We start from the raw sequence: 22961 nt of genomic DNA on the forward strand, positions 1-22961 counted from the left end.
TGCTGGACCCGGCCGCCCGGCCCACCGCCCCGGTCACCGCGCCGCACGACGCCGCCGGGCGGCTCGGCGAGCAGGTGGCCCGGCTCGGCCGGGCGCCGGCCCCCGACTGGGGCCTCGGCGAACCCGGCGCGGCCGGCGCGGGCAGCCGCTCCTTCACCCTGCCGGTCCGCGGCGACGCCCCGGCGGCCGTCACCGCCGCGGCGGCGCTCGGGCTGGTGCTGGCGCGCTGTGCCGGCGGCCCCGACGTCGAACTGGGCACCGGCCCCGAGCGCAGTATCTCGTTCACCGCCGAGCCCACCGCCACGGTCGGGGAGTACCTGGAGCGGGTACGCCACGCCGAACCGGTGCCGTCCCGCGACCCCGCGGCCGGCCTGTACGTCACCGAGCCCGCCGAGGTGCTCACCGGCGAGGGCCTCAAGGCCGAGGTCATCGAGGAACGGCCGTTCCTCGCCCCCCTCCACCCGCTGTCGGTGCACGTGGCGGACGACGGCTCCACCGTCCTGTCCGGTGTGTGCCACCACCGGCGCTCCGCCTTCGGCGACTCCGACGTCGAGTGGCTCACCGGCATGCTGGTCACCGCCCACCGGGCGCTGGTCACCGCACGGCCGGACACGCCGCTGGCCGACGTCCCGCTCTTCGACGACGAACAGCGGCAGCGCCTGGCCGTCCTGGGCGGCCTGGGACGCGCACCCGCCGTGCCCGAGGCGGCCGGCGAGCGCATCGAGCGGACCGTGCGGTTCTGGGCCGAACGCACCCCGGACGCGACGGCCCTCACCTTCGAGGGCGAGGAACTGACCTACCGTCAGCTCGACGAGCGCGCTGGGCGGATCGCCGGCGCGCTGCGGACGCTCGGCGTCGCACCGGCGGACCGGGTGGGCGTCTGCCTGGACCGCACGGCCGACCTCGTGGTGATCCTGCTCGGGGTGCTCAAGACGGGCGCGGCGTACGTCCCGATGGACCCCGCCTACCCGGCCGACCGGCTGGCGTACATGACCGAGGACGCGGAACTGTCCCTGGTCGTCACCGAGTCCGACGCGTTTCCCGTCGCGGAGGGCGTGCGGACGGTCCACCCCGGCGCCCTCGCCGCTGCGGACCCGGACGAGCAGGCGCCGACGCCCGGACCGCTCTCCGCCGACGCCGCCGCCTACGTGATCTACACCTCCGGCTCCACCGGCCGCCCCAAGGGCGTCGTCGTCCCGCACCGCAACGTGGCGGCCCTCATGGACGCCACCCGCGCGGACTTCGGGCTCGGTGGCCGTGACGTGTGGACCCTCTTCCACTCCAGTGCCTTCGACTTCTCCGTCTGGGAGATCTGGGGCTGCCTGACGACCGGCGGCCGGCTCGTCGTCGTGCCCTACTGGGCGTCCCGGGACCCGGAGCGGTTCGCCCGGCTGCTGGGCGAGGAACGGGTGACCGTCCTCAGCCAGACCCCGAGCGCGTTCGCCCAGCTGATGGAGGCCGACCGGGCCGAGCCGGTGACGGACTCGGTGCGCCTGGTCGTCTTCGGCGGCGAACCGCTGGACACCCGCCCGCTGCTGTCCTGGCTGGACCGGCACCCGGCGTCGCGGTGCCGGCTGGTCAACATGTTCGGCATCACCGAGACCACCGTGCACGTCACCGCCCAGACCGTCACCCGCCGCGAGGCGCTGACCGGTTCGAGGTCCGTCGGGCGCCCGCTGCCCGGCTGGCACCTCTACGTCCTCGACCCCGAGGGCCGCGAGCTGCCCCCGGGCGTGGCCGGAGAGATCCACGTCGGCGGGGCCGGAGTGGCCGGCCAGTACCTGAACAGGCCCGAACTCACCGCGCAGCGCTTCGTCTCCGACCCGTACGCCCCCGGCCCCATGTACCGCAGCGGCGACCGGGGCCGGCTCCTGCCAGACGGCAGACTGGAGCACCTGGGGCGCCTCGACAACCAGGTGAAGCTGCGCGGCTTCCGCATCGAGCTGGACGAGATCCGCGCCCGGCTGCTGGACGCGCCCGGTGTCGCGGCGGCCGCCGTGGTGCTGCGGCAGAAGCCGGGCGACGCGGCCGGCGCGCGGCTGGACGCCTATGTGGTGCTCCGCGGCGGGGACGGAGGCCCGGGCCCCGACGGCGCCGCGCCGTCGGCCGGAACCGAGGAGGCGCGGCGCCATGCGGCACGGTTCCTGCCCGAGCACATGGTCCCGTCGACGGTCACCGCGTTGCCCGCCCTCCCGCTCACCCCCAACGGCAAGATCGACACGTCCCGCCTGCCGGAGCCCCTCGCCGGCGTGCGGAGCACACCGGCCGCTGCGGACGAGGAGGCCGGCGACCTGGAGACCCGGCTGCACGGCGTGTGGGAGAAGATCTTCGGGTTCCACGTCGGACCGGACGACGACTTCTTCACCCTCGGCGGCAACTCGCTGCTCGCCGTACGCCTGCTGGCCGCGCTCCGCGAGGCCCGGATGCCCGTCTTTCCCCTGCCGCAGCTCTACCTGCACCGCACGGTACGCACCCTGGCCGCCCACCTCGCCGAGGCGGAGGCACACGCATGAGGAGAACACTCGCCCTCGTCGGCGCCGGCTCGCAGATCTACCGGGAGTACCTGCTGCGCTCGGTGGCCGGAGAGTACGACGTCCACCTGCTCGCCGACCGCGCGCCCACCTGGGAGGCGCCGTACCTCACCGGGAACACCGTCCTCGACACCGCCGACCCGGCCGCGCTGGCGGCCGCCGCCCGGGGCCTGGACTGCGCCGGGGTCATCACCTGGGACGACACCCGGGTCGTACAGACCGCCGAACTGGCCCGGCTGCTCGGCCTGCCGGGCAGCCCGCCCGAGGCCGTGCTGCGGTGCCGCGACAAGCGGGCCACCCGCGAGGCGCTCCGTGCCGCGGGGGTGCCGCAGGCCGAGTCGGTGCCCGTCACCTCGCTCCCGCAGGCCCGCGCCGCCGCCGCGCGGGTGGGCTACCCGCTGGTGCTGAAACCCCGGGCGCTGAACGCCAGTACGGGCGTGGTGAAGGTGGAGTCCGCCCACCTGCTGGCCGGCCGGTTCCGGCTGGCCCGCGCGGCGACCGCGCCCGGCGCCGTGGAGGTGGCCCCTGGGGACGTCCTGGTGGAGGAGTACCTCGACGGCCCCGAGATCAGTGTCGACGCGGCCTGGTACGAGGGCCGGATGTCGCTGGCCTTCGTGGCCCGCAAGGACTGCGGCTACCCGCCGTACTTCGAGGAGGTCGGCCACCTCGTCGACGGCCGCGACCCGCTGATGGACGACCCGCGCGTACGGGACGTGGTGGCCGGTGCGCACCGGGCCGTCGGCTTCACCACCGGGTGGACGCACACCGAACTGCGGCTGACCACCGCCGGCCCCAAGGTCGTGGAGATCAACGCCCGGATCGGCGGCGACCGCATCCCGGACATCGGCCGGCTCGCCCTCGGTGTCGACGCCGCGCTCGTCGCCGCCCGCGTGGCCTGCGGCGACGAGCCCGACATCCGCCCCGACCGGCACCGCGTGGCGGCCGTCCGCTTCCACTATCCGGAGGCGGACTGCATCGCCCGCCACGTGTCGATCGACCGCGCGGCGCTGCCCCCCGGGGTGGACTCCGCCCTGGCGGTCGCCCTCCCCGGCCAGGAGCTGCGGCTGCCGCCGCACGGCCATGTCGCCGGCCGCTACGCCCTGGTGACCGTCGTAGGCGACACCCGCGAAGGGTGCCTGGCCGACCTCGACAAGGCCGCGCCCGCGATCGGTCTGGAGGTGCTGCGCCCCCTCTGACGCCGGGCGGCGCCACCCGGCTTGCCCGGTGGCCGCCCCAGCCGCGCACGGGGCCGACGACAGTAGTGGTGAAAGTGCTGGTCACAGCCACTCATTAATAGCTGCGACCAGCATTGTCGCTACGTAGCGGACGGCGAGTTTGTCGTACCGAGTGGCAACGGCCCGGTGGCGCTTGAGCCGGTCGCCGGCGACGGCTTCCAGGGACAGCGGCGCAACGCCATCACCGACCACAACGACGTCATCAACGTGATGACCGACCGGCTGATGAAGCGTGCGGTCCTCTGCATCAACTCGGGGCGCCGCTGCGGCTGACCGAACCGACCGGGCCACGACTCCCCCGGCCCCATGGCCTCAGGCCACCGGGCCTCCGTCCGTCCGTATGACGGCACCACGCCGCTATCAGCCGTTGTTGCGCCGCACGGCGGCCGCACGGCGGGCCTCCGCCAGCTTGCGGGCCTCGCCGGCCTTGCGGGACGTGCCCCCGGTACCGCGCGACGTGCCGCCGGCGCCGCGGGAGGTGCCCTTGGCCGCGCCCTTGGACGTGCCGAGGCCCCGGAAGGGAGCGTTGGTGTTCTTGGGGCGGGCGGGGGGCCCGCCGTCCAGCGGGGTCCCCGAGGGAGCCTTCGCGCCGGTGATCCGGCTCAGCTCCGCCTCCCCCGAGCGCACCTTGGTGACGGTCGCCTCGATGCCCGCCCCGGCCATCATCAGGCTCACCTCACGGCGCTGGCCCGACAGGACGAGCGTGACCACGCTGCCGGACTCGCCGGCGCGGGCGGTGCGGCCCGCCCGGTGCACGTAGTCCTTGGGGTCGGTGGGCGGATCCACGTTGACCACGAGATCGAGGTCGTCGACGTGCAGGCCGCGGGCCGCGACATTGGTCGCCACCAGAACGGTGATCCGGCCGTCCTTGAACTGCGCCAGCGTCGCGGTGCGCTGGGGCTGCGCCTTGCCGCTGTGCAGGGCCCCGGCGCGCACACCGCTCGCCCGCAGATGCCGGGTGAGCTGGTCGACGGCGTGCTTGGTGTCGAGGAACAGCAGGACGCGGCCGTCACGGGCGGCGATCTCCGTGGTGACGGCGTAGCGGTCGGGGCCGTGGACGACCAGGACGTGGTGCTCCATCGTCGTGACCGCGCCCGCGGACGGGTCGACCGAGTGGACGACGGGGTCGCGGAGGTAGTCGCGGACCAGCTGGTCGACGTCGCCGTCCAGCGTGGCCGAGAACAGCATCCGCTGGCCGTCGGGGTGCACCTGGTCGAGGGCGTCGACGACCTGCGGCAGGAATCCCAGGTCGCACATCTGGTCGGCCTCGTCCAGCACCGTGATCCTCACCCGCCCCAGACGGCAGGCCTTGCGCTCGATCAGGTCGTGCAGGCGCCCGGGAGTGGCGACGACCACCTCCGCGCCCTCGCGCAGCGCGGCGATCTGCCGGCCGATCGACAGGCCGCCGACGACCGTGGCCATCCGCAGCCGCAGTGCCTCGGCGTACGGTGCCAGCGCCTCGGTGACCTGTTCGGCCAGTTCCCGGGTGGGCACCAGGACGAGCGCGTGCGGCTGCTTCGGTTCGGCGCGCCGCCCGGCCGTGCGGGTCAGCAGCGGCAGACCGAAGGCGAGCGTCTTGCCCGAGCCGGTGCGCCCGCGCCCCAGGACGTCGCGCCCTTGCAGCGCGTCGGGCAGGGTGGCGGCCTGGATGGGGAAGGGTTCACGCACGCCGAGCCGGGTCAGGGTCCGCAGCACCTCCGCCGGCAGTCCCGCGCCGGCGAAGGAGACGGCCGGGGACGGCGGCTCCGGGGGCGCCGTGGCCGCGGGCCGGCCGGAACCGGCGTGAGCCGTGCCGGAGTCTTCGGGATGCTTCATGAACTGCCTTCCGCAGAGGACGTATGGGGAAGGCCCGGCAGGATCGAACGGCCCACGCACCAGTGCCGGCCGACCACGCGGAACCACCCACCGCGACGACCACGCAAACGCATGACGCTAACACACGCCAGCGACAGTCCCCTGGCCGCCGACGTACGCACCTCGTCGCCCCGCACCCCCACGCGAAGGTGCCTGACGTGGGAGGACCCCGTCAGGCACCCGTCGGCCGGCTTCCCGGATCAGGCCGGTCAGCGCTGCAGGGTGAGGACGCCCGGCCGGTACGGCCAGCGGTTGTAGGGGCCGTTGCCCGAGTTGGGGGCCTTGCCCTGGTAGAGGAACTGCAGGTTGCAGGGGTCGACGGTCATGGTCTGGTCGGGGTTGTTGCGGACCAGGTCACCGTGGCTGATGTCGTTGGTCCAGGTGGCACCGCTGTTGGCCTTGCCCGCGAAGGGCCTGCTCTCGCTGGCGGCCTGCGGGGTCCACGAACCGTTGAGGCTGGAGGAGGTGAAGGAGCGGAAGTAGCGCCCGTTCGCCCCCATGGCCTCCACGATCATGAGGTACTGGTTCTGGTCCTGGAGCTTGTAGACCTGCGGCGCCTCGAACAGCCTTTCCTTCGTGTCGCTCATGATCGTCGTGTACGACGACCCGAAGTTGCCCGGGAAGTTCCCGATCGGCATGCTCGCCCGGTAGATCTTGCCGTTGTCACCGGCGAAGAACAGGTACATGTTCTGACCGTCGGCGATCAGCGTCTGGTCGATCGGGCCGGTGTCGGAGCCGGAGATGCTTCCGGTGAACAGCGGCTGCGGCGCGGACCAGCCGTTGGGGTTGGTGGGGTCGCTCGACGTGCGGTAGATGAAGGGCCACGCACCCCACTGGTACGCCAGGACCCAGACCCGCTTGGGCGCGAAGTAGAACAGCGTGGGCGCCACCGTGGACTGGTTCATGCTGTTCTGGCGGGCCGAGCCCATGTCCGACCAGTTCGTGAAGGGGGTGAACATCATCGAGCCCCAGTTCGAGCCGAAGTTCGTCCCGTAGACCAGGTGCTTGCCGTTGTACGTCACGTTGGTGAAGTCCTTCAGCGAGGCCCACCCGTTCGAGGGCTGCGCCAGCGGACCCGTCGACGTCCACCGGTACGTCGACGGGAGGGCACAGGCGGCGCTGGTGGCGGCCTGGGCCGGGTTGGCGACGAGCGACGCCGCCGAGATCAGGGCCGCGGTCGCGGCGGCCAGCCCCACAGACAGACGCTTGCGGCCGAACGTTCCTTTGCGCATGACGACCTCTCGATTCTGGAGTGAACGGTTCCCGACCGGCCCTGTCGGAGGGGCGGCCGGACTGTCGATGCGGTGCGGCTGACGGCGGTCTACGGGCGCGGGGGCGACCGGGGTCCCCGCGTCCCTGTGCGACCCGCCTCGCCGCACTGACGAGGGCATGACATACGCATGAGCGACGTACTCCTTGCGGCTCGAACTGTTTCGATGGGCGCGACCCGAGGTGCCCCGCCGCCCGAGCGGAACAGCCTTGTGGCGCGTGCGTGATTTCGAACAAGGGGCGGAGTGTCGACCAATTCGGATCATAGGGAGCCGGTGAACGGCGTCAATACCTCTCGCAAGATTCGGTACGCACTCCGAAACATTTCGACGGGTAAGGGGCGGTCCGGGCGCATGCGAGGTCCCCCGAGGTTGCGAATCAGCCAGAGCAAAGCATCGACCGGCACACAGGAAGTCCGGAAAGGCGCGTTCGAAGAGCCCGCCGAAGGCGTAAGTCAAGGTGGAACGCGCCCTGCGGGGTTCCCGGGCGCCCCGCGCGCCGACGCCGAGAGGTGAGGGTTTCGAATGAGGCGAAGCAAACAGATCTTGGCGGCGGCACCGGCACGCGAAGCCTCGGCGCCCCCTGGTCTTCTCGCGCGCCGGTGGCACGTGTCCACGCGGCTGACCGTCATCCTGCTCGTCCCGGTGCTCACCAATCTGGTGCTGGGCGGCATACAGGTGCGGTCATCCGTGGAGACCTGGCAGTCGGCCAAGGTCGCGGAGCACGTGGCGCGGATCGTCGCCGCCGGCAGCGCCTACCACTCGGCGCTTCTCGACGAGCGGGACCTCTCCGTGGCGCCGCTGCTCCAGGGCAGACGGGACAGCACGGTGGTGCGGGACGTACGGGCGGTCACCGACCTGCGCGCGGCCGACTTCCGGCGGGAGGTCGCCGCGCTGCCCGCCGGGCACGGCCTGGAACAGCGGATCAGCCAGGTGGAGCGGGTCTGGCCCCAGCTGGCGGCGGTGCGCGCGCAGGCGTTCACCACGGGCACGGATCCGGTGGCCACGGAGGAGGGCTACGCCGTCCTGGGCCGGCTGATCATCGGGTTGGCCAACGAGTTGGGGTTCGGCATGGAGAACTCCGCGTCGTACGGCCGCATGGTGTACTCCCTCGCCCTGGCGAAGGAGGCCGCGTCTCTCCAGCGGTCGGTCGGCGTGCACCTCATGGTCCGGCCCGGCGACACCGGGCCGCTTCGTGAACAGCAGCTCAACGCGTTCCTGGCGTACCGCCGTCTGGAGGTCATCGCGGCCCGGACGTACGGGGCGACCGGGACGGACGCCACCGTAGCCCGGCTCACCTCCGGCACGGCGCAGCGACAGGCGACGGGACCGGCGGGGCCGACGGGGCCGACGGGGCACCGCAGGGAGCGGGAGTCGGAGCGGCTGGAGGGGCCCGGGCGGCTGGTGCCCGGCGGGGAGCACCGCACGACGGTCGCGGGCAGCGGCCGGGCGGCCTTACCCGGCCTGGAACGGATGACGGAGCGGATCGCGGCCGGGGAGGGGCCCGCCGTCCTCGCGGCGCAGGGCATCACCCCGGCCACGTGGATGGCCGCCTCGACCCGGAAGTTCGAGGCGTACGGCAGGGTCGAGCGGCAGCTGATCGACGCCGCGGTGGACGAGGCGGCACGGATCGCGTCGGATGCCCGGCGTGCCGCGTTCGTCAAGGGCTTGGTCGTCGTGGTGGCCCTGCTCGCCGCGTTCCTCGTCACGGCGCTCATGGCCCGGCAGATGAGCCGCTCGATGCGCGGGCTGCGCACCGCCGCCCTCACCATCGCGGAGCAGCGGCTGCCCGTGCTGTACGACCGGCTCTCGCGCACCGACCCGGGTCGGGTGGACACGCGGGTGGCGCCGATCCCGATCACCACCACGGACGAGATCGGCGAGGTCGCCCGCGCGTTCGACCAGGTCCACCGCGAGGCCGTCCGGCTCGCCGCCGAGCAGGCCCTGCTGCGGGGCAACATCAACGCGATCTTCACCAACCTCTCGCGCCGCAACCAGTCGCTGATCGAGGGCCAGCTGACCCTCATCACCGACCTGGAGAACAACGAGGCCGACCCCGACCAGCTGGAGAACCTCTTCAAGCTGGACCACCTGGCCACCCGTATGCGCCGCAACGGCGAGAACCTCCTGGTCCTCGCCGGCGAGGAACCCGGCCGCCGCTGGGACCAGCCGGTCCCGCTGATCGACGTCCTGCGCGCCGCCTCCTCCGAGGTGGAGCAGTACGAGCGCATCGAACTGTCCGGCGTCCCCGAGGCCGAGATCCACGGCCGCGCCGTCACCGACCTCGTGCACCTGCTGGCCGAGCTGCTGGAGAACGCCACCACGTTCTCCTCCCCGCAGACCAAGGTCCGCGTCACCGCGACCCGTCTCCCCGACGGCCGCGTGATGATCGAGATCCACGACAAGGGCATCGGCCTCACCGCCGAGGACTTCGCCGACATCAACCACAAGCTGGCCAACCCGCCGACCGTGGACGCCGCGATCTCCCAGCGCATGGGCCTGTTCGTGGTCGGCCGCCTCTCCGACCGCCACGGCATCCGCGTCCAGCTCCGCCCCTCCGGCGAGCAGGCCGGCACGACCTCCCTGGTCATGCTGCCGGACGTCATCACCCACGGTGGCGGCGGCGAGCAGCAGCCCCCGGTGGACCAGTTCACGGTCTCCCAGATCATCCCGGAGCAGCACGCGTTCCAGCAGCAGCAGAGCGCCCCGATGCGCACCGCCGCCGAGCTGGGCTTCGACGACAGCCGCTACGAGATACCCAACGACATCCGCGAGCTGGACCCGGTGGGCCGCTCCCTGATGCGTGAGGAGCGCCGTGCGGCCCTGGAGGCCCAGACGCACGGCAACCCGGCCATCGAGCCGCCGCGCTACGGCGACGACTTCCAGGCACCCGATCCGTCGTACGACAACGGCGCGACGGCCTATGTGGACCAGCAGCGGGCCTACGACCAGCAGACGGCGTACGAGGAGCCGCAGCAGCCGTCGTACGACGAGGCGTACTTCGGTCAGGGCGGCGCCGTACAGAACGGCAACGGGCAGCAGCGGGGCGGGAACGACACGTTCTCCGCGACCGGCGGTTACCCGGAGCCCGCCTATGCGGAGCCCGCGCAGGAGGAGCAGGCCCCGGCGGCCCCGGAGACCTACTCGGGCTTCGAGGAGTCGTCCTATCAGGACGACTGGCCGCAGCAGCAGGACTACCAGAGCTCCTACCGCTCCGAGTACGCTCCGGAACCGGAATCTTCGCAGGCCGCTGACGTGAAGGAGCCGGACCGCGTAGGCTTCGACCGTCCGGGATCCACTCCTTCCGCCGGCCACGCGCTGACCGACGCCGGCCTCCCCCGCCGCGGGTCCACCGCGAGCATGGGCGGCACGAGCGCGGGCGCCGTGAACGGACGACAGGATGTGTCCCAGGACCAGCCGACGACCGGGGGGCCGAACGGCGACTGGCGCTCGGCCAACGACGAGCGCTGGCAGCAGGCGTCCCAGTTGAAGAAGCCGAAGGCGGGCGGAGTCACCTCCTCCGGCCTGCCGCGGCGGGTGCCCAAGGCCAATCTGGTCGAGGGGGCCGCCACGACGACCCCGCAGGGAGGTCCACAGATCTCCCGCGCCCCCGAGGACGTCCGGGGCAGGCTGAGCAACCTGCGCCGGGGTGTCCAGCGAGGGCGCAACGCAGGCAGTGAAACGAACGGCCAGGGCTTCGGTCCTGACAGCACCTACAACCAGGAGCGTTAGTGTGAGCCCGATGAGCCAGGCGGCACAGAACCTGAACTGGTTGATCACCAACTTCGTGGACAACACCCCCGGGGTGTCTCACACGGTGGTGGTCTCCGCCGACGGACTCCTTCTGGCGATGTCCGAAGGGTTTCCGCGCGACCGAGCCGACCAGCTGGCGGCCGTCGCGTCGGGTCTGACCTCTCTGACCGCGGGTGCCTCCCGCATCTTCGAAGGTGGCAGCGTCAATCAGACGGTTGTGGAGATGGAGCGGGGATTCCTGTTCATCATGTCCATTTCCGACGGTTCCTCGCTCGCCGTTCTCGCACATCCGGAAGCCGACATCGGTCTCATCGGGTACGAGATGGCCCTTCTGGTGGACCGTGCCGGCACGGTCCTGACGCCCGATCTTCGTGCGGAGCTCCAGGGCAGCCTGCTCAACTAACAGTGAGACGGTGCGTTTTGGCGTCCCGGGGCCGTAAGGTTTCGGGACGCGGCTTCCAATGAGCCATGGATGCCAGCACAGTCGGAGGAGGAGAGAACGTGGCAACACCCCCAGGCGGTTCATCGTCGGGCAACTGGTCCTACCCTGGCCAGGGGCCGGGCCAGGGTGACCAGAATCGGTACAACTTCCCCTCCGCACCGAGCCGCCAGCAGCCGTACGCACCGCAGGGCCCCGGCCCTTCGCCGTACGACCAGCCGCCTGCGCCGCGCATCCAGCCGGTACAGCCGCAGCGCCGTAGCCCCGAGCCGTCTCCTGCGGGAGGGGCAAGCAACCCCCTGGTGCGCCCGTACGCCATGACAGGCGGCCGCACCAGGCCGCGCTACCAGCTCGCCATCGAGGCGCTGGTGCACACCACCGCGCAGCCGCACCAGATGCAGGGCCAGCTGCCCGAGCATCAGCGGATCTGCAACCTCTGCCGGGAGATCAAGTCGGTGGCCGAGATCTCGGCCCTGCTGACGATCCCTCTCGGCGTGGCCAGGATCCTCGTCGCCGACTTGGCGGAGGCGGGCCTGGTCGCCATCCATCAGCCCGGCGGCGACGAGAACGCCGGCGGCCAGCCAGACGTGACACTGCTCGAAAGGGTGCTCAGTGGACTTCGCAAGCTCTAGCGGCGGTCCTTCCCGCTCCACCACCTCAGCGAAGATCGTGGTGGCGGGTGGCTTCGGCGTGGGCAAGACCACGTTCGTGGGTGCCGTCTCCGAGATCAACCCGCTGCGTACCGAGGCCGTCATGACCTCCGCGTCCGCGGGCATCGACGACCTCACCCACACCGGGGACAAGACGACCACCACCGTCGCCATGGACTTCGGTCGTATCACCCTGGACCAGGACCTGATCCTGTACCTGTTCGGCACGCCCGGCCAGGACCGTTTCTGGTTCATGTGGGACGACCTGGTCCGCGGTGCCATCGGCGCCGTGGTCCTGGTGGACACCCGCCGTCTCGCCGACTGCTTCCCCGCGGTCGACTACTTCGAGAACAGCGGGCTGCCGTTCGTCATCGCGCTCAACGGGTTCGACGGTCAGCAGCCGTACACCCCGGACGAGGTGCGCGAGGCGCTGCAGATCGGACCCGACACCCCGATCATCACCACCGACGCGCGGCACCGGGCCGACGCCAAGTCTGCGCTGATCACTCTGGTCGAGCACGCGCTGATGGCGCGCCTGCGGTAGGTCCGCGACGCTCAGCCGTACGAAGGGGCCCCTCGTTGTGAGGGGCCCCTTCGTTTCGTCCGGCTTCGGCGCGTCGCCGTGGGGGTGGGTGTGCTTCGGCGACCGCGGGTCCGTCGTGGCCGGTCGCGCAGTTCCCCGCGCCCCTGAGGGTGCCGGGCGGCGGCTGTGAGGACCTCCCCCTTGCCGGGCGGCGGTCCGGGGCACCGTAGGCACGCGCGAAGGCCCCGGTCGCTCCCCTTGTCGGGGGCGCCGGGGCCTTCGGACGGCTGGGTGCCGCGAGGTCACCGCCAGCTGTGCGGGGCGCGGAAGCCGGGCTCGCGCTCCAGGCGGCGCCAGCCGGCGCGGGCGCGGCCGTGGTGGATCGGGGTCTCGGCGGGCCGGGCGGCCGCGCGGGCGAGGAGCAGCGCGGTGATCGCGGCCACTTCCTCGGGTTCGGCGTGGCCCTTCTCGACGCGAATATCAGGAAGCTTCATGGAAGTCAGTCTCCGTGGATGAGGTTTCCGCAGGGGTACGGCGAAGGAACCGGCGGATTACTGCGGCGGGTTGCCGTGCTTGCGGGAGGGCAGGTCGGCGTGCTTCGTGTGGAGCATCGCCAGGGAGCGGATGAGCACGGAGCGGGTGTCCGCGGGGTCGATGACGTCGTCCACGAGGCCGCGCTCGGCCGCGTAGTACGGGTGCATCAGCTCGGCCTTGTACTCCTTGACCATGCGCACGCGCATCGCCTCGGGGTCCTCGGCGTCGGCGATCTGCCGACGGAAGATGACGTTGGCGGCACCCTCGGCGCCCATCACCGCGATCTCGTTGGTGGGCCACGCGTAGGTGAGGTCGGCACCGATGGACTGGCTGTCCATGACGATGTACGCACCTCCGTAGGCCTTCCGAAGGATCAGGGAGATCCTCGGCACGGTCGCGTTGCAGTAGGCGTACAGGAGCTTCGCGCCGTGGCGGATGATTCCACCGTGCTCCTGGTCTACACCAGGCAGGAAGCCGGGGACGTCCAGAAGAGTGACGATCGGGATGTTGAAGGCGTCGCACATCTGCACGAAGCGCGCGGCCTTCTCGCTGGCCTCGATGTCGAGGACACCCGCGAGGGTCTGCGGCTGGTTGGCGACGATGCCGACCACCTGGCCGTCGAGGCGGCCGAGGGCGCAGATGATGTTGCGGGCCCAGCGCTCGTGGACCTCCAGGTAGTCGCCGTCGTCGACGATCTCCTCGATGACCTTGGTCATGTCGTAGGGCCGGTTGCCGTCCGCGGGGACCAGGTCGAGGAGGACGTCGCTGCGGCGGTCCACCGGGTCGGAGGCCTCCGCGCGCGGGGGGTTCTCCCGGTTGTTCTGCGGGAGCATCGCCAGGAGGTAGCGCACCTCGGCGATGCACGTCTCCTCGTCGTCGTACGCGAAGTGCGCGACACCGCTGGTCTCGGCGTGCACGTCCGCGCCGCCGAGGCCGTTCTGGGTGATCTCCTCACCGGTGACGGCCTTGACGACGTCCGGGCCGGTGATGAACATCTGCGAGGTCTCGCGGACCATGAACACGAAGTCGGTCAGGGCGGGGCTGTACGCCGCGCCGCCCGCGCAGGGGCCGAGCATCACGCTGATCTGCGGGATGACACCGGACGCCCTGGTGTTGCGCTGGAAGATGCCGCCGTAGCCGGCGAGGGCGGAGACGCCCTCCTGGATACGGGCGCCTGCGCCGTCGTTGAGGGAGACGAGCGGGGCACCGGCCGCGATGGCCATGTCCATGATCTTGTGGATCTTGGTGGCGTGGGCCTCGCCCAGCGCGCCGCCGAAGATACGGAAGTCATGGGCGTAGACGAAGACCGTGCGGCCCTCCACCGTGCCCCAGCCGGTGACGACACCGTCGGTGTACGGCTTCTTGGCCTCCAGACCGAAGCCCGAGGCGCGGTGCCGACGCAGCTGCTCGACCTCGTTGAAGGAGCCCGGGTCGAGCAGCAGCTCGATGCGCTCCCGGGAGGTCAGCTTGCCCTTGGCGTGCTGCGCCTCGGTCGCCTTCTCGCTCGGGCCGGCGATCGCCTGCGCACGGATCTCGTGCAGTTCGGCCACTCGCCCACGCGCGTCCGTCGGCTCACCCAGCGCCTCATCCAAAACGGTCATGTAGCGACCTTACGAAGTCGAACAAGAAAACCGGGCCGTTGACTCCGTACAGTCTCCGGCGCGTTTTCCTGGTACCCCTGAACAGAACTGTTCCGGCATGCAGCCGACCCGACTGCTCAGGGGGTGCGTGGCTTGTCGGGGTCTCACAAAGTCGGGTGGTCGCCTCAGGCGAGAGTCACGTCACAGGTGTGGGTGGCGCAGGCGGTGCCGGGGGTCACGCGGAGCCGTACTCGGCGCTCTGTCGTCTCCAGCACCTCGACGGAGGGGTCGGTCCGGGCCACCGAGCGGACGGGGCCGTTCCAGGTGATCTCGACCGGCTCTCCGGTGCGCGGCGGTTCGCTCACGCAGAGGGTAGCGGTGCGGCCCCGGCGGCGGACGAGGACGCTCGCGCCGGCCGAGGCGGTGAGCGGTCCGGCTGCCCGGCCGGCCGTCCAGAAGTTCGCCGCCGTCACGCCGAGCGGGGCGACATGGACCGCCTGGCGCGCGCTGTCGTTGGCGAGGACCGACAACCACCGCCGGTCGGCGGCACGGGCGGCGACGGCGCGACGGGAGGCCCCGGGCATGAGGACGTAGACGTAGGCCGCGTCGGTGGGGTCGGTGCCGTGGTCCAGCCACAGGGTCTGCCAGCGCCGGGTGCGGCGTTCGGTGGTGCCGCCGGTGTTGATGTCGGACCAGGCGCCGGTGCGGTCCTCGCGGAGGGTGCGCAGGTCCGCCCGTGTGCGGCCGGGCAGGACCCAGCCACCGTGGCCCGCCAGGTGGGCCCAGTCCGGGCCTTGCACGAAGGGGTGGTGGCCGCTGGCGCTGTCATCGGGATGGCCCAGGTTGCGGTTGTCGACGACGGTCTCGACCGGGACGCCGTCGGCGCAGCTGATCCCCGCGCCGAGGCAGATGACGCAGTCGTCGACGCAGAACCACGACTTGTGGGCCTGGAGGGTGGAGCCCAGCCCTTTCAGGTGCTGGCCGATCGCCGCGTACGTGCCGTCCGTGGTCCCGCCGACCCACCGCGCGGCGGGCTTCGGCGCTCCCCATTCGCCGCCCTCCCTGTCGGCGAGGCGCTTGGTCGAGACGGTCGTGCCGGGGAGCCGGTACCAGTCGACGGTGGGCCAGAACCAGTCGGTGTACTGATCGGACCGGACGCCGTGCCCTCTGGGCCACCACAGGGTCATCCCGGCTCCGGTGTGCCAGCCGCGCGGGTTCTCGCCGTTGCCGCACTCGTAGTGGGCGATGCGGCCGGAGGCCAGGGAGAGGGCGGCCACGAAGCCGGGGCGGCGGTGGACTGCGCGGTCCATGGCGGCGAACAGGTGGTGCCCGACGGGGTCGGGGGCGGGCGGTGCCGGGGACGCCGCGACGGCGTGGAGCCGGGCCAGGTCGGCGACGCCGAACTGGGGGGCGGTGAGGATCGGGGTCACCGTGTCGCGTTCGATCCACCCCTTGACCCGTGCGTGCCATCGTTCGCGCTCGGCCGCGCCGGCGCCCAGCGCGAGGAGGGCGATCGCCGCGATGAGCGCCTGCCCGTGGAAGTGATCGCCCCGCAGGACGTGCCGGTCGTCGCTCTTGAGGTGTCCGCGGCTGATGGCCCGGCCGTTGACGGTGTCCATGACCAGGCCGTCGTGGAGGAGGGGGGCGTACGCCCGCTCGACACTGTCGAGGACGATCTGCCGGCCCGGGTCGGTGACCTGCCAGGAGGACCCGGCCAGCAGGGCGAACAGCCGCCCCAGCCCGTCGAGCATCACCTGCCCGTACGTCCCCGAGTAGGCGACCCAGGTGTGCTGCACGAAGGAGCCGTCGGCGTAGAGCCCGTCCCCCTGGGTGACGTACGGGAAGACCGGTGAGAGGGCGTCGCGGGCGAGGGCGATCTTCTCGGGGGCCCGGCCGAGGATGCCGCGCAGGGCGACACCGCGGCAGAGGTCGACCCGGTTGGCGCCGGTGGAGGTGCCGGTGTACTCGCGCAGCATCGCGTCGGGGACGAAGTGGTCGACCGCAGCGCAGGCGGCGTCGCGCCGGGCGGGAGTCAGCTCGTCATGCAGGGCCGCGACGATGTCCGTCAGGAGGCGGGGGCTGCCGATCTGCCACTCCCACCAGTTGCCGTAGCGGGTGGTCGAGGGGTTGTAGACGGTCTCGGAGAGGTGGTCGAGGCCGCGGGTGACGTCCGCGAGGAGGGTGGCGTCGCCGGTCGCGCCGGTGCCCGGCTGGACGTACGCCTGGGTCATCGTCCACAGCCGCGCATAGCTCTGGGTGATGCCGGCGGGCGGATCGAAGGGGCGGTCGGGCCACAGGGAGCGGGGAGCGGGCGCCATGGTCGCCCGGAAGCCCCGGGCCAGCTCGCCGGTTTCCCGGAGGCGGGCGGCGTAGGGCTCGGCGGTGGGGTCGTAGCCCGTGCCGAGGGCGATGGTGAGCCAGCGGTGGCGGAGCGCCTCGAACTCGTCCGGCTCGCGCTCGTCGGGGTCCAACTCCTCCGGCACGCGCTCGTCCGCCGAGGAGAGTGCGGCATGCGCGAGAGTGGGGGTGGGGGTCGCCGCCAGGGTCGCGGCGAGCAGGAACGTACGACGCGTGGGGGTCATGCGCATGCCGTATCACCTCCTCGACCGGAGATCAACGCTGTGTAACCCGACGATCACCCTCTCGACAAGATTGAAAGTTGAACGGAATAGGACTACGGTGGGCCGTGTTCAGTTAGTTGAACATTGAACGACATCACCTCCAAGGAGTACGTCATGAGCATCTTCGGCCGCAAGAACGACACCACCGCCTCCGAGACGGCCGTGGCGACCGCCTCCCCGGTGAACCCCGAGCTGGCCGCGCTGACCGGCGACTACACGATCGACGCGTCCCACACCACGCTCGGCTTCGTCGCCCGGCACGCCATGGTCACCAACGTCAAGGGCAGCTTCCTCGACTTCTCGGGCTCCCTGCATCTCGACGGCACGGACCCGTCCCGCTCGACCGCCGCCCTCGACGTCACGATGGACAGCATCGACACCGGCAACGCCGATCGGGACGGCCACCTCAAGAGCGCGGACTTCTTCAAGACGGACGAGTTCCCGACGATGACCTTCCGCTCGACCTCCGCGGAGGCGCTCGGGGGCGACGACTACCGCATCACCGGTGACCTCTCCATCCTCGGCACCACCAAGCCGCTCACCATCGACCTGGAGTTCAACGGCGCCGCCAAGGACCCCTTCGGCAACGAGCGCGTCGGGTTCGAGGGCAAGGCGGAGATCCTGCGCTCCGAGTGGGGCCTCACCTGGAACGCCGCGCTGGAGACGGGCGGCGTGCTGGTCTCCGACAAGATCAAGCTGCGCTTCGACATCTCGGCGATCCGCAACGCCGAGTGACCCGGGCCGGGGGAAGCGGAGCGGACCGGCCGGCCGCCCACCGGGCACCGGCCGGCCACCCACCGGGGAGCGGCCCGTCACCCACCGGGCACCGGCCGGTCCTCACTCCGGTCGGCCCGCCTCCAGCCTCTCCAGTGCCGCCCCCAGTCGGGCGGCACGCGTATGGGGCGTACGGGCCTTGAGCAGGCCCAGCACGAGGAGATACCGGTCGGTCCTCCCGAGCCGGTCGAACGTCTGTCGGGCGCGAGGCCGGTGTGCGAGGGCCGCTTCCAGGTCCTCCGGTACGGCCGCCTCCTTCTGGGACGCGTACGCCGACGCCCAGCGCCCGTCCGCCTTCGCGGCGTCGACCTCCGCGAGGCCGCCGGGTCGCATCCGGCCCTCGGCGGTCAGTTCCTCCACCCTGCGCACGTTCACCATCGACCAGTCACTGCGCGGCCTGCGCGGTGTGATGCGTTGCAGATAGTGGGCCTCGTCGAACCGGCGCCGGTGCCCGGTGATCCAGCCGTGGCAGAGGGCGACGTCATTGACCTCTCCGGCGCCGACGGACGGGATCCCGCTCCCCTTCTTGGCGACCTTCACCCACAGACCGGGGTGCGGCGCGGGATGCGCGCCCAGCCATGCGTCGAGCCGGTCGGCGTCCTCGAACGCCAGCGCGTCCGCGCGCGCTTGGGCTTCGACGGACACGGGGGCCTCGAAGCTGTCGTGAGTGACCATGAGGCCAAGCTAGACGGGCTGTAGGCCAGTTCCTGTCCTACAGGCGGACGCAACGGGAAACCAGGTGGCTGGTTCGGACCTCTTGTGTGAGGGGTTGCGGCGTTCCCATAATCCAGCAACAGAAATTGATTTGAGCATGCCAGCATGCGGCGCTCCCCGGCGTTGTCTGATTTGGCATGCTCTCGTCAAGTCTGGGTTCGGTTGCACGAGTCCCCGCATGCTCGACCCCCCACGGAAGGCATCACCTTGAAGCGACTCATCACCGCCCTGAAGAGATGCGCCGCCGTCGGCGCCGCCGCGCTCGCGATCGCCAGCCTCCAGCCGGTCTCGGCGGCCCAGGCCGCCCCGTCACCGGTCGTCGGCGGCACACGTGCGGCACAGGGCGAGTTCCCGTTCATGGTCCGGTTGTCGATGGGCTGTGGCGGCGCGCTGTACACACAGCAGATCGTCCTCACCGCCGCGCACTGTGTCGGCGCGACCGGGAACAACACCAGCATCACCGCCACCGCCGGTGTCGTGGACCTCCAGAGCACCAGCGGGCGGGTCCAGGTCCGCTCCACAAAGGTGTACCGCGCCCCCGGCTACAACGGCACCGGCAAGGACTGGGCGCTCATCAAGCTCGCCCAGCCGATCAACCTGCCGACCCTGAAGATCGCCACCAACACCCAGTACAACACCGGTGACTTCACCGTCGCCGGCTGGGGAGCGGCCCGCGAGGGCGGCGCCCAGCAGCGCTACATGCTCAAGGCCACGGTCCCCTTCATCAGTGACGCGACCTGCCGCGCCTACGGCGGCCTCTACAGCGGCCTCGTCGCCGCCGAGGAGATCTGCGCCGGCTTCGCCTCGGGCGGCGTCGACACCTGCCAGGGCGACTCGGGCGGCCCGATGTTCCGCCGCGACAACGCCGGCGCCTGGATCCAGGTCGGCATCGTCAGCTGGGGCGACGGCTGCGCCCGGCCCAACGCCCCGGGTGTCTACTCCGAGGTCTCGACCTTCGCCTCCCAGATAGCGGCGGGCGCCGCCACGCTCTGACCGGCATCCCGGCACCCCTGGCACCACTCCGTACGAACGACGCCCACGGGCCCGGCGCTGAGCGCGCCGGGCCCGTGCCCGTACTCGTCACTCGTCCGTACTCAGAAGCCGCCGCCGAAGTCCCCTCCGCCGAAGTCGCCGCCCCCTCCGAAGTCGCCGCCGAAGCCGCCGGAGAAGTCGTCCGTGTTGAAGTCGCCGCCGGAGACGTCACCGCCGCCGTAGCCGCCCGCGCCGAAGTCGCCGTAGCCGGCGCCGTAGACGGCCGCGTAGGAGGGGGTGGCCATCATGCTGCCGAGCATCGTGCCGACGAGGAGGCCGGGGAGGATGCCGCCGCCGAAGTAGCCGCCCGCCCAGGGGCCGTAGGCGGGGCCCGCCTCCCAGTAGGGGCGGCGGGCGCCGGAGACCGTCTCCACCTCGCGGACCATGGGCTCCCGGCCGTCCGCCAGCCGGGCCTCGTCCGCCGCGCACACCGGGACCTCACGGGACGCGCCGCCCAGCGGAGGGGTCCACAGGACGTCGGCGACCGACGGGCCGTGGCGGGGGTCGAAGAAGCAGGGGGCACGGCGTTCGGGGAGCGGACGGCCCTCCCGGCGGGCGGCCAGCAGGGCGAGGGAGAAGCGGCCGTCCTCCAGGGCCTGGGTGACCCCGCGCACGTCCTCGGGGCGGGTGGCCGCAGCCATCAGCGATTTCGCCTGCTCGTAGGCATCGAGGGCCCGCTCGTAGTCGGCGCGCATCGCGTCGTCCGCGCCCGCCTCGGCGGGGTGGAAGTCCAGCCGGTCGAGTTCCTCGCCGAAGGCGGTGATGTCCTCGTCGACCACCACGCGCAGCTTCTCCAGGGCCGCGCGGCGCTCCGCCTCCTCCCGGCGGCGCCGCCGGCGGACCAGCGCGTAAGCGCCGACACCGCCCGCCGCCACCACCGCGCCGGCGGCCGCCAGGGCGCCGACGTCCACGCCCTCGTCGCCCCCGCCGCCGCTCCAGCTCGACGGGGCCGTGCCGCCCGGGTTGCTGCGCAGGGCGTCGTCCACGAAGTCGTTGAGCTGGGCCTTGGCGTCACCCGCGCCCTGTGCGGCGGCGACCAGGTTGGACACGGTCCGCGGGCTCAGGACGCTCGCGTCGGCCTTCGCGTCGAAGCGGTCGCCGAGGCGGATGGCGTACAGACCGGTGATGCCGGTCTCCGTGCGGAGGTTCCGGAAGAGGTCCTGGGTGGGGTAGTCGGCCGGGAGGACCGCCACGAAGACCGGTTCGTCCGCGTCGACGATCTTGTCGGCGAGCGCTTCGGCGTCCGACGCGGCGAGCAGATCGGAGGCGGCCGGGTCGACGTAGACGGGGCTCTCGCGCAGGGCCGCGGCCACCGTCGACAGGCCCGTGGCCGCGCGGGCGCCCGGCGCACCGACCGCCAGCACCGCCAGGGCGGCGGCGACGAGCGGCACGATCAGGAGACGGGTCAGAGCCCGGATCGGTGCGCCCTTCATACCTTCGAAGCTACCTCGACCACCGGCAAAACGGATGATCGGACCATACGGAACCGGCATTCCCGGTGGGTGCCGCGGGCTCCGTGCGGAGCCCCGGTCGGCGTGGGACGGACGCAGGCCGCGCCCCGGCCCTGCCTGCGCGCGGGACACACGAAGGCTGCGCCCCGGCACCCGCCTGCGCGCGGAACGGACGAGGCCGCGCCCCGGTCCCTCCGGCGCGCGGCCCCTCGGCCTACGGGGTGGTCACTCCGCGGGTTCGACCCCGGCCCGGAGCAGGCCGTACGTGTAGGCGTCCTCCAGGGCCTGCCAGGAGGCGGCGATGACGTTCTCGGCGACGCCCACCGTGGACCACTCGCCGGCGCCGTCGGTGGTGGAGATCAGCACGCGGGTCGTGGAGTTGGTACCGTGCTTGCCCTCCAGGATGCGGACCTTGTAGTCGACCAGCTCCATCTTGGCGAGCTGGGGGTAGATCCGCTCCAGGGCGACGCGCAGGGCGCGGTCGAGGGCGTTGACCGGGCCGTTGCCCTCGGCGGTGGCGACGATGCGCTCGCTCTTGGCCCACAGCTTCACGGTGGCCTCGTTGGCGTGGCTGCCGTCGGGGCGGTCCTCGACGATCGCGCGCCAGGACTCGGTGCTGAAGTACCGCAGCGGCTTGCCGGCCACCTCCTCGCGGAGCAGCAGCTCGAAGGACGCGTCCGCCGCCTCGTAGGTGTAGCCCTTGAGTTCGCGCTCCTTGACCCGCTCGACGACCCGGCCGATCAGCTCCCGGTCACCGCCGAGGTCGACACCCAGCTCCTTGCCCTTGAGCTCGATGGAGGCGCGACCCGCCATGTCGGAGACCAGCATCCGCATCGTGTTGCCGACCTGCTCGGGGTCGATGTGCTGGTACAGGTCGGGGTCGACCTTGATGGCGGAGGCGTGCAGGCCCGCCTTGTGCGCGAAGGCGGAGACACCCACGTACGGCTGATGCGTGGACGGCGTCAGGTTGACGACCTCGGCGATCGCGTGGGAGATGCGGGTCATCTCACGCAGGGCGCCGTCGGGGAGGACCTTCTTGCCGTACTTCAGCTCCAGGGCCGCGACGACCGGGAAGAGGTTGGAGTTGCCGACGCGTTCGCCGTAACCGTTGGCTGTGCACTGGACGTGGGTGGCGCCCGCGTCGACGGCGGCCAGGGTGTTGGCGACCGCGCAGCCGGTGTCGTCCTGGGCGTGGATGCCGAGCCGGGCGCCGGTGTCGGCGAGGACGGTGGAGACGACGGCCTGGACCTGGGCGGGGAGCATCCCGCCGTTGGTGTCGCAGAGGATGACGACGTCGGCGCCGGCCTCGGCGGCCGTGCGGACGACGGACTTGGCGTACTCGGGGTTGGCGCGGTACCCGTCGAAGAAGTGCTCGCAGTCGACGAAGACCCGGCGGCCCTGCTCCCGGAGGTGGGAGACGGTGTCGCGGACCATCTCCAGGTTCTCCTCCAGGGTGGTGCGCAGCGCCAGCTCCACATGGCGGTCGTGGGACTTGGCGACGAGGGTGATCACCGGGGCACCGGAGTCGAGGAGCGCCTTGACCTGCGGGTCCTCGCTCGCTCTGCCGCCGGCGCGGCGGGTGGCGCCGAAGGCGACGAGCTGGGCGTGCTTGAAGTCGATCTCCTTCAGGGCGCGGGCGAAGAACTCGGTGTCCCTCGGGTTGGCGCCCGGCCAGCCGCCCTCGATGAAGCCCACTCCGAAGTCGTCCAGGTGCCGAGCGATGGCCAGCTTGTCGGCGACGGTGAGGTTGATGCCCTCACGCTGGGCGCCGTCTCGAAGGGTGGTGTCGAAGACGTGGAACGAGTCGTCGAGCTCGCTGGTTTCCGTCATGGTGTTCGGCTCCTGATGTCGGATCTCGGTCTGTACCGGAATGACCGGCTCCACCGTCCTCCCATCATCCCGCGCGCTGCGTTCCCGGCTGGGGGTGGGCCAGAAAAGCGAAAAACCTCTCGCGGGTGCGAGAGGTCTGCGCGCGGGTCGAGGACGACGGTGTCCGCCCGTA

At 71.8% G+C, this 22961-nt stretch carries 16 protein-coding genes and 1 pseudogene; 9 read left to right on the top strand and 8 right to left on the bottom strand.

What is annotated here, in order from left to right; all coding sequences use genetic code 11:
- From AOK15_RS11000 to AOK15_RS44935, 3 genes are all read left to right on the top strand, one after another.
- A partial coding sequence (locus AOK15_RS11000; RefSeq protein WP_055515373.1) for an amino acid adenylation domain-containing protein occupies positions 1–2513 on the top strand: 2513 nt, incomplete at its 5' end.
- Positions 2510–3727 (top strand): ATP-grasp domain-containing protein, encoded by a 1218-nt coding sequence (locus AOK15_RS11005; RefSeq protein ID WP_055515375.1) that lies wholly within the window; start codon positions 2510–2512, stop codon positions 3725–3727. The genes AOK15_RS11000 and AOK15_RS11005, both read left to right, overlap by 4 nt.
- Before the next feature lie 165 nt (positions 3728–3892).
- Positions 3893–4039, top strand: a complete 147-nt coding sequence (locus AOK15_RS44935) for a hypothetical protein (protein ID WP_157870207.1) — start codon at positions 3893–3895, stop codon at positions 4037–4039.
- 87 nt (positions 4040–4126) lie between these two features.
- Here AOK15_RS44935 and AOK15_RS11010 read toward each other — a convergent pair whose 3' ends face one another.
- Both AOK15_RS11010 and AOK15_RS11015 read right to left on the bottom strand, forming a co-directional pair.
- Positions 4127–5581, bottom strand: a complete 1455-nt coding sequence (locus tag AOK15_RS11010; RefSeq protein WP_055515377.1) for a DEAD/DEAH box helicase — start codon at positions 5579–5581, stop codon at positions 4127–4129.
- Between the two features lie 248 nt (positions 5582–5829).
- Positions 5830–6744 (bottom strand): annotated as a pseudogene (locus AOK15_RS11015) (non-reducing end alpha-L-arabinofuranosidase family hydrolase); the annotation flags it as partial.
- Positions 6745–7413: 669 nt separating this feature from the next.
- Between AOK15_RS11015 and AOK15_RS11020 the strand changes: the two are divergent.
- The 4 genes from AOK15_RS11020 to AOK15_RS11035 all read left to right on the top strand — a co-directional run bounded on the left by AOK15_RS11020 (position 7414) and on the right by AOK15_RS11035 (position 12274).
- A complete protein-coding gene (locus AOK15_RS11020) occupies positions 7414–10620 on the top strand; it encodes a sensor histidine kinase (protein ID WP_205632113.1) in 3207 nt (1068 codons plus the stop codon).
- A 10-nt stretch (positions 10621–10630) separates the two neighbouring features.
- Positions 10631–11044 carry a roadblock/LC7 domain-containing protein gene (locus AOK15_RS11025; protein WP_004983065.1) on the top strand — a complete coding sequence of 138 codons (414 nt, stop codon included), beginning with the start codon at positions 10631–10633 and terminating at the stop codon, positions 11042–11044.
- Between the two features lie 98 nt (positions 11045–11142).
- Positions 11143–11712 carry a DUF742 domain-containing protein gene (locus AOK15_RS11030; protein ID WP_055515379.1) on the top strand — a complete coding sequence of 190 codons (570 nt, stop codon included), beginning with the start codon at positions 11143–11145 and terminating at the stop codon, positions 11710–11712.
- Positions 11693–12274, top strand: a complete 582-nt coding sequence (locus AOK15_RS11035; protein ID WP_055515381.1) for a GTP-binding protein — start codon at positions 11693–11695, stop codon at positions 12272–12274. The genes AOK15_RS11030 and AOK15_RS11035 overlap by 20 nt, the downstream gene beginning before the upstream one ends.
- A gap of 281 nt (positions 12275–12555) precedes the next feature.
- Here AOK15_RS11035 and AOK15_RS11040 read toward each other — a convergent pair whose 3' ends face one another.
- The 3 genes from AOK15_RS11040 to AOK15_RS11050 form a co-directional block, all read right to left on the bottom strand.
- The gene (locus tag AOK15_RS11040; protein ID WP_055515383.1) at positions 12556–12747 is read right to left on the bottom strand and encodes an acyl-CoA carboxylase epsilon subunit; all 192 of its coding nucleotides are present in this window, start codon (positions 12745–12747) and stop codon (positions 12556–12558) included.
- A gap of 57 nt (positions 12748–12804) precedes the next feature.
- Positions 12805–14388: an acyl-CoA carboxylase subunit beta gene (locus AOK15_RS11045; RefSeq protein ID WP_055515385.1), complete on the bottom strand. Its 1584-nt coding sequence runs from the start codon at positions 14386–14388 to the stop codon at positions 12805–12807.
- 164 nt (positions 14389–14552) lie between these two features.
- The gene (locus AOK15_RS11050) at positions 14553–16955 is read right to left on the bottom strand and encodes a polysaccharide lyase 8 family protein (RefSeq protein WP_055515387.1); all 2403 of its coding nucleotides are present in this window, start codon (positions 16953–16955) and stop codon (positions 14553–14555) included.
- Positions 16956–17102: 147 nt separating this feature from the next.
- Here AOK15_RS11050 and AOK15_RS11055 point away from each other — a divergent pair, with 147 nt between their 5' ends.
- Positions 17103–17723: a YceI family protein gene (locus AOK15_RS11055; RefSeq protein WP_055515423.1), complete on the top strand. Its 621-nt coding sequence runs from the start codon at positions 17103–17105 to the stop codon at positions 17721–17723.
- 102 nt (positions 17724–17825) lie between these two features.
- Here AOK15_RS11055 and AOK15_RS11060 read toward each other — a convergent pair whose 3' ends face one another.
- Positions 17826–18437 carry a YdeI/OmpD-associated family protein gene (locus tag AOK15_RS11060; protein ID WP_055515389.1) on the bottom strand — a complete coding sequence of 204 codons (612 nt, stop codon included), beginning with the start codon at positions 18435–18437 and terminating at the stop codon, positions 17826–17828.
- Between the two features lie 246 nt (positions 18438–18683).
- Here AOK15_RS11060 and AOK15_RS11065 point away from each other — a divergent pair, with 246 nt between their 5' ends.
- Complete coding sequence (locus AOK15_RS11065; protein WP_055515391.1) at positions 18684–19469, top strand: S1 family peptidase; 786 nt, start codon at positions 18684–18686, stop codon at positions 19467–19469.
- Positions 19470–19570: 101 nt separating this feature from the next.
- On the opposite strand, the gene AOK15_RS11070 is transcribed toward AOK15_RS11065, so the two are convergent.
- A complete protein-coding gene (locus AOK15_RS11070; RefSeq protein WP_055515393.1) occupies positions 19571–20941 on the bottom strand; it encodes a hypothetical protein in 1371 nt (456 codons plus the stop codon).
- 243 nt (positions 20942–21184) lie between these two features.
- Positions 21185–22789, bottom strand: coding sequence for a citramalate synthase (cimA, locus tag AOK15_RS11075; protein ID WP_055515425.1), 1605 nt, complete (start codon positions 22787–22789; stop codon positions 21185–21187).
- Between the last annotated feature and the right edge of the window lie 172 nt (positions 22790–22961).

It is taken from the genome of Streptomyces ossamyceticus, from assembly GCF_001418475.1.
GTDB classification, from domain to species: Bacteria; Actinomycetota; Actinomycetes; order Streptomycetales; family Streptomycetaceae; genus Streptomyces; species Streptomyces ossamyceticus.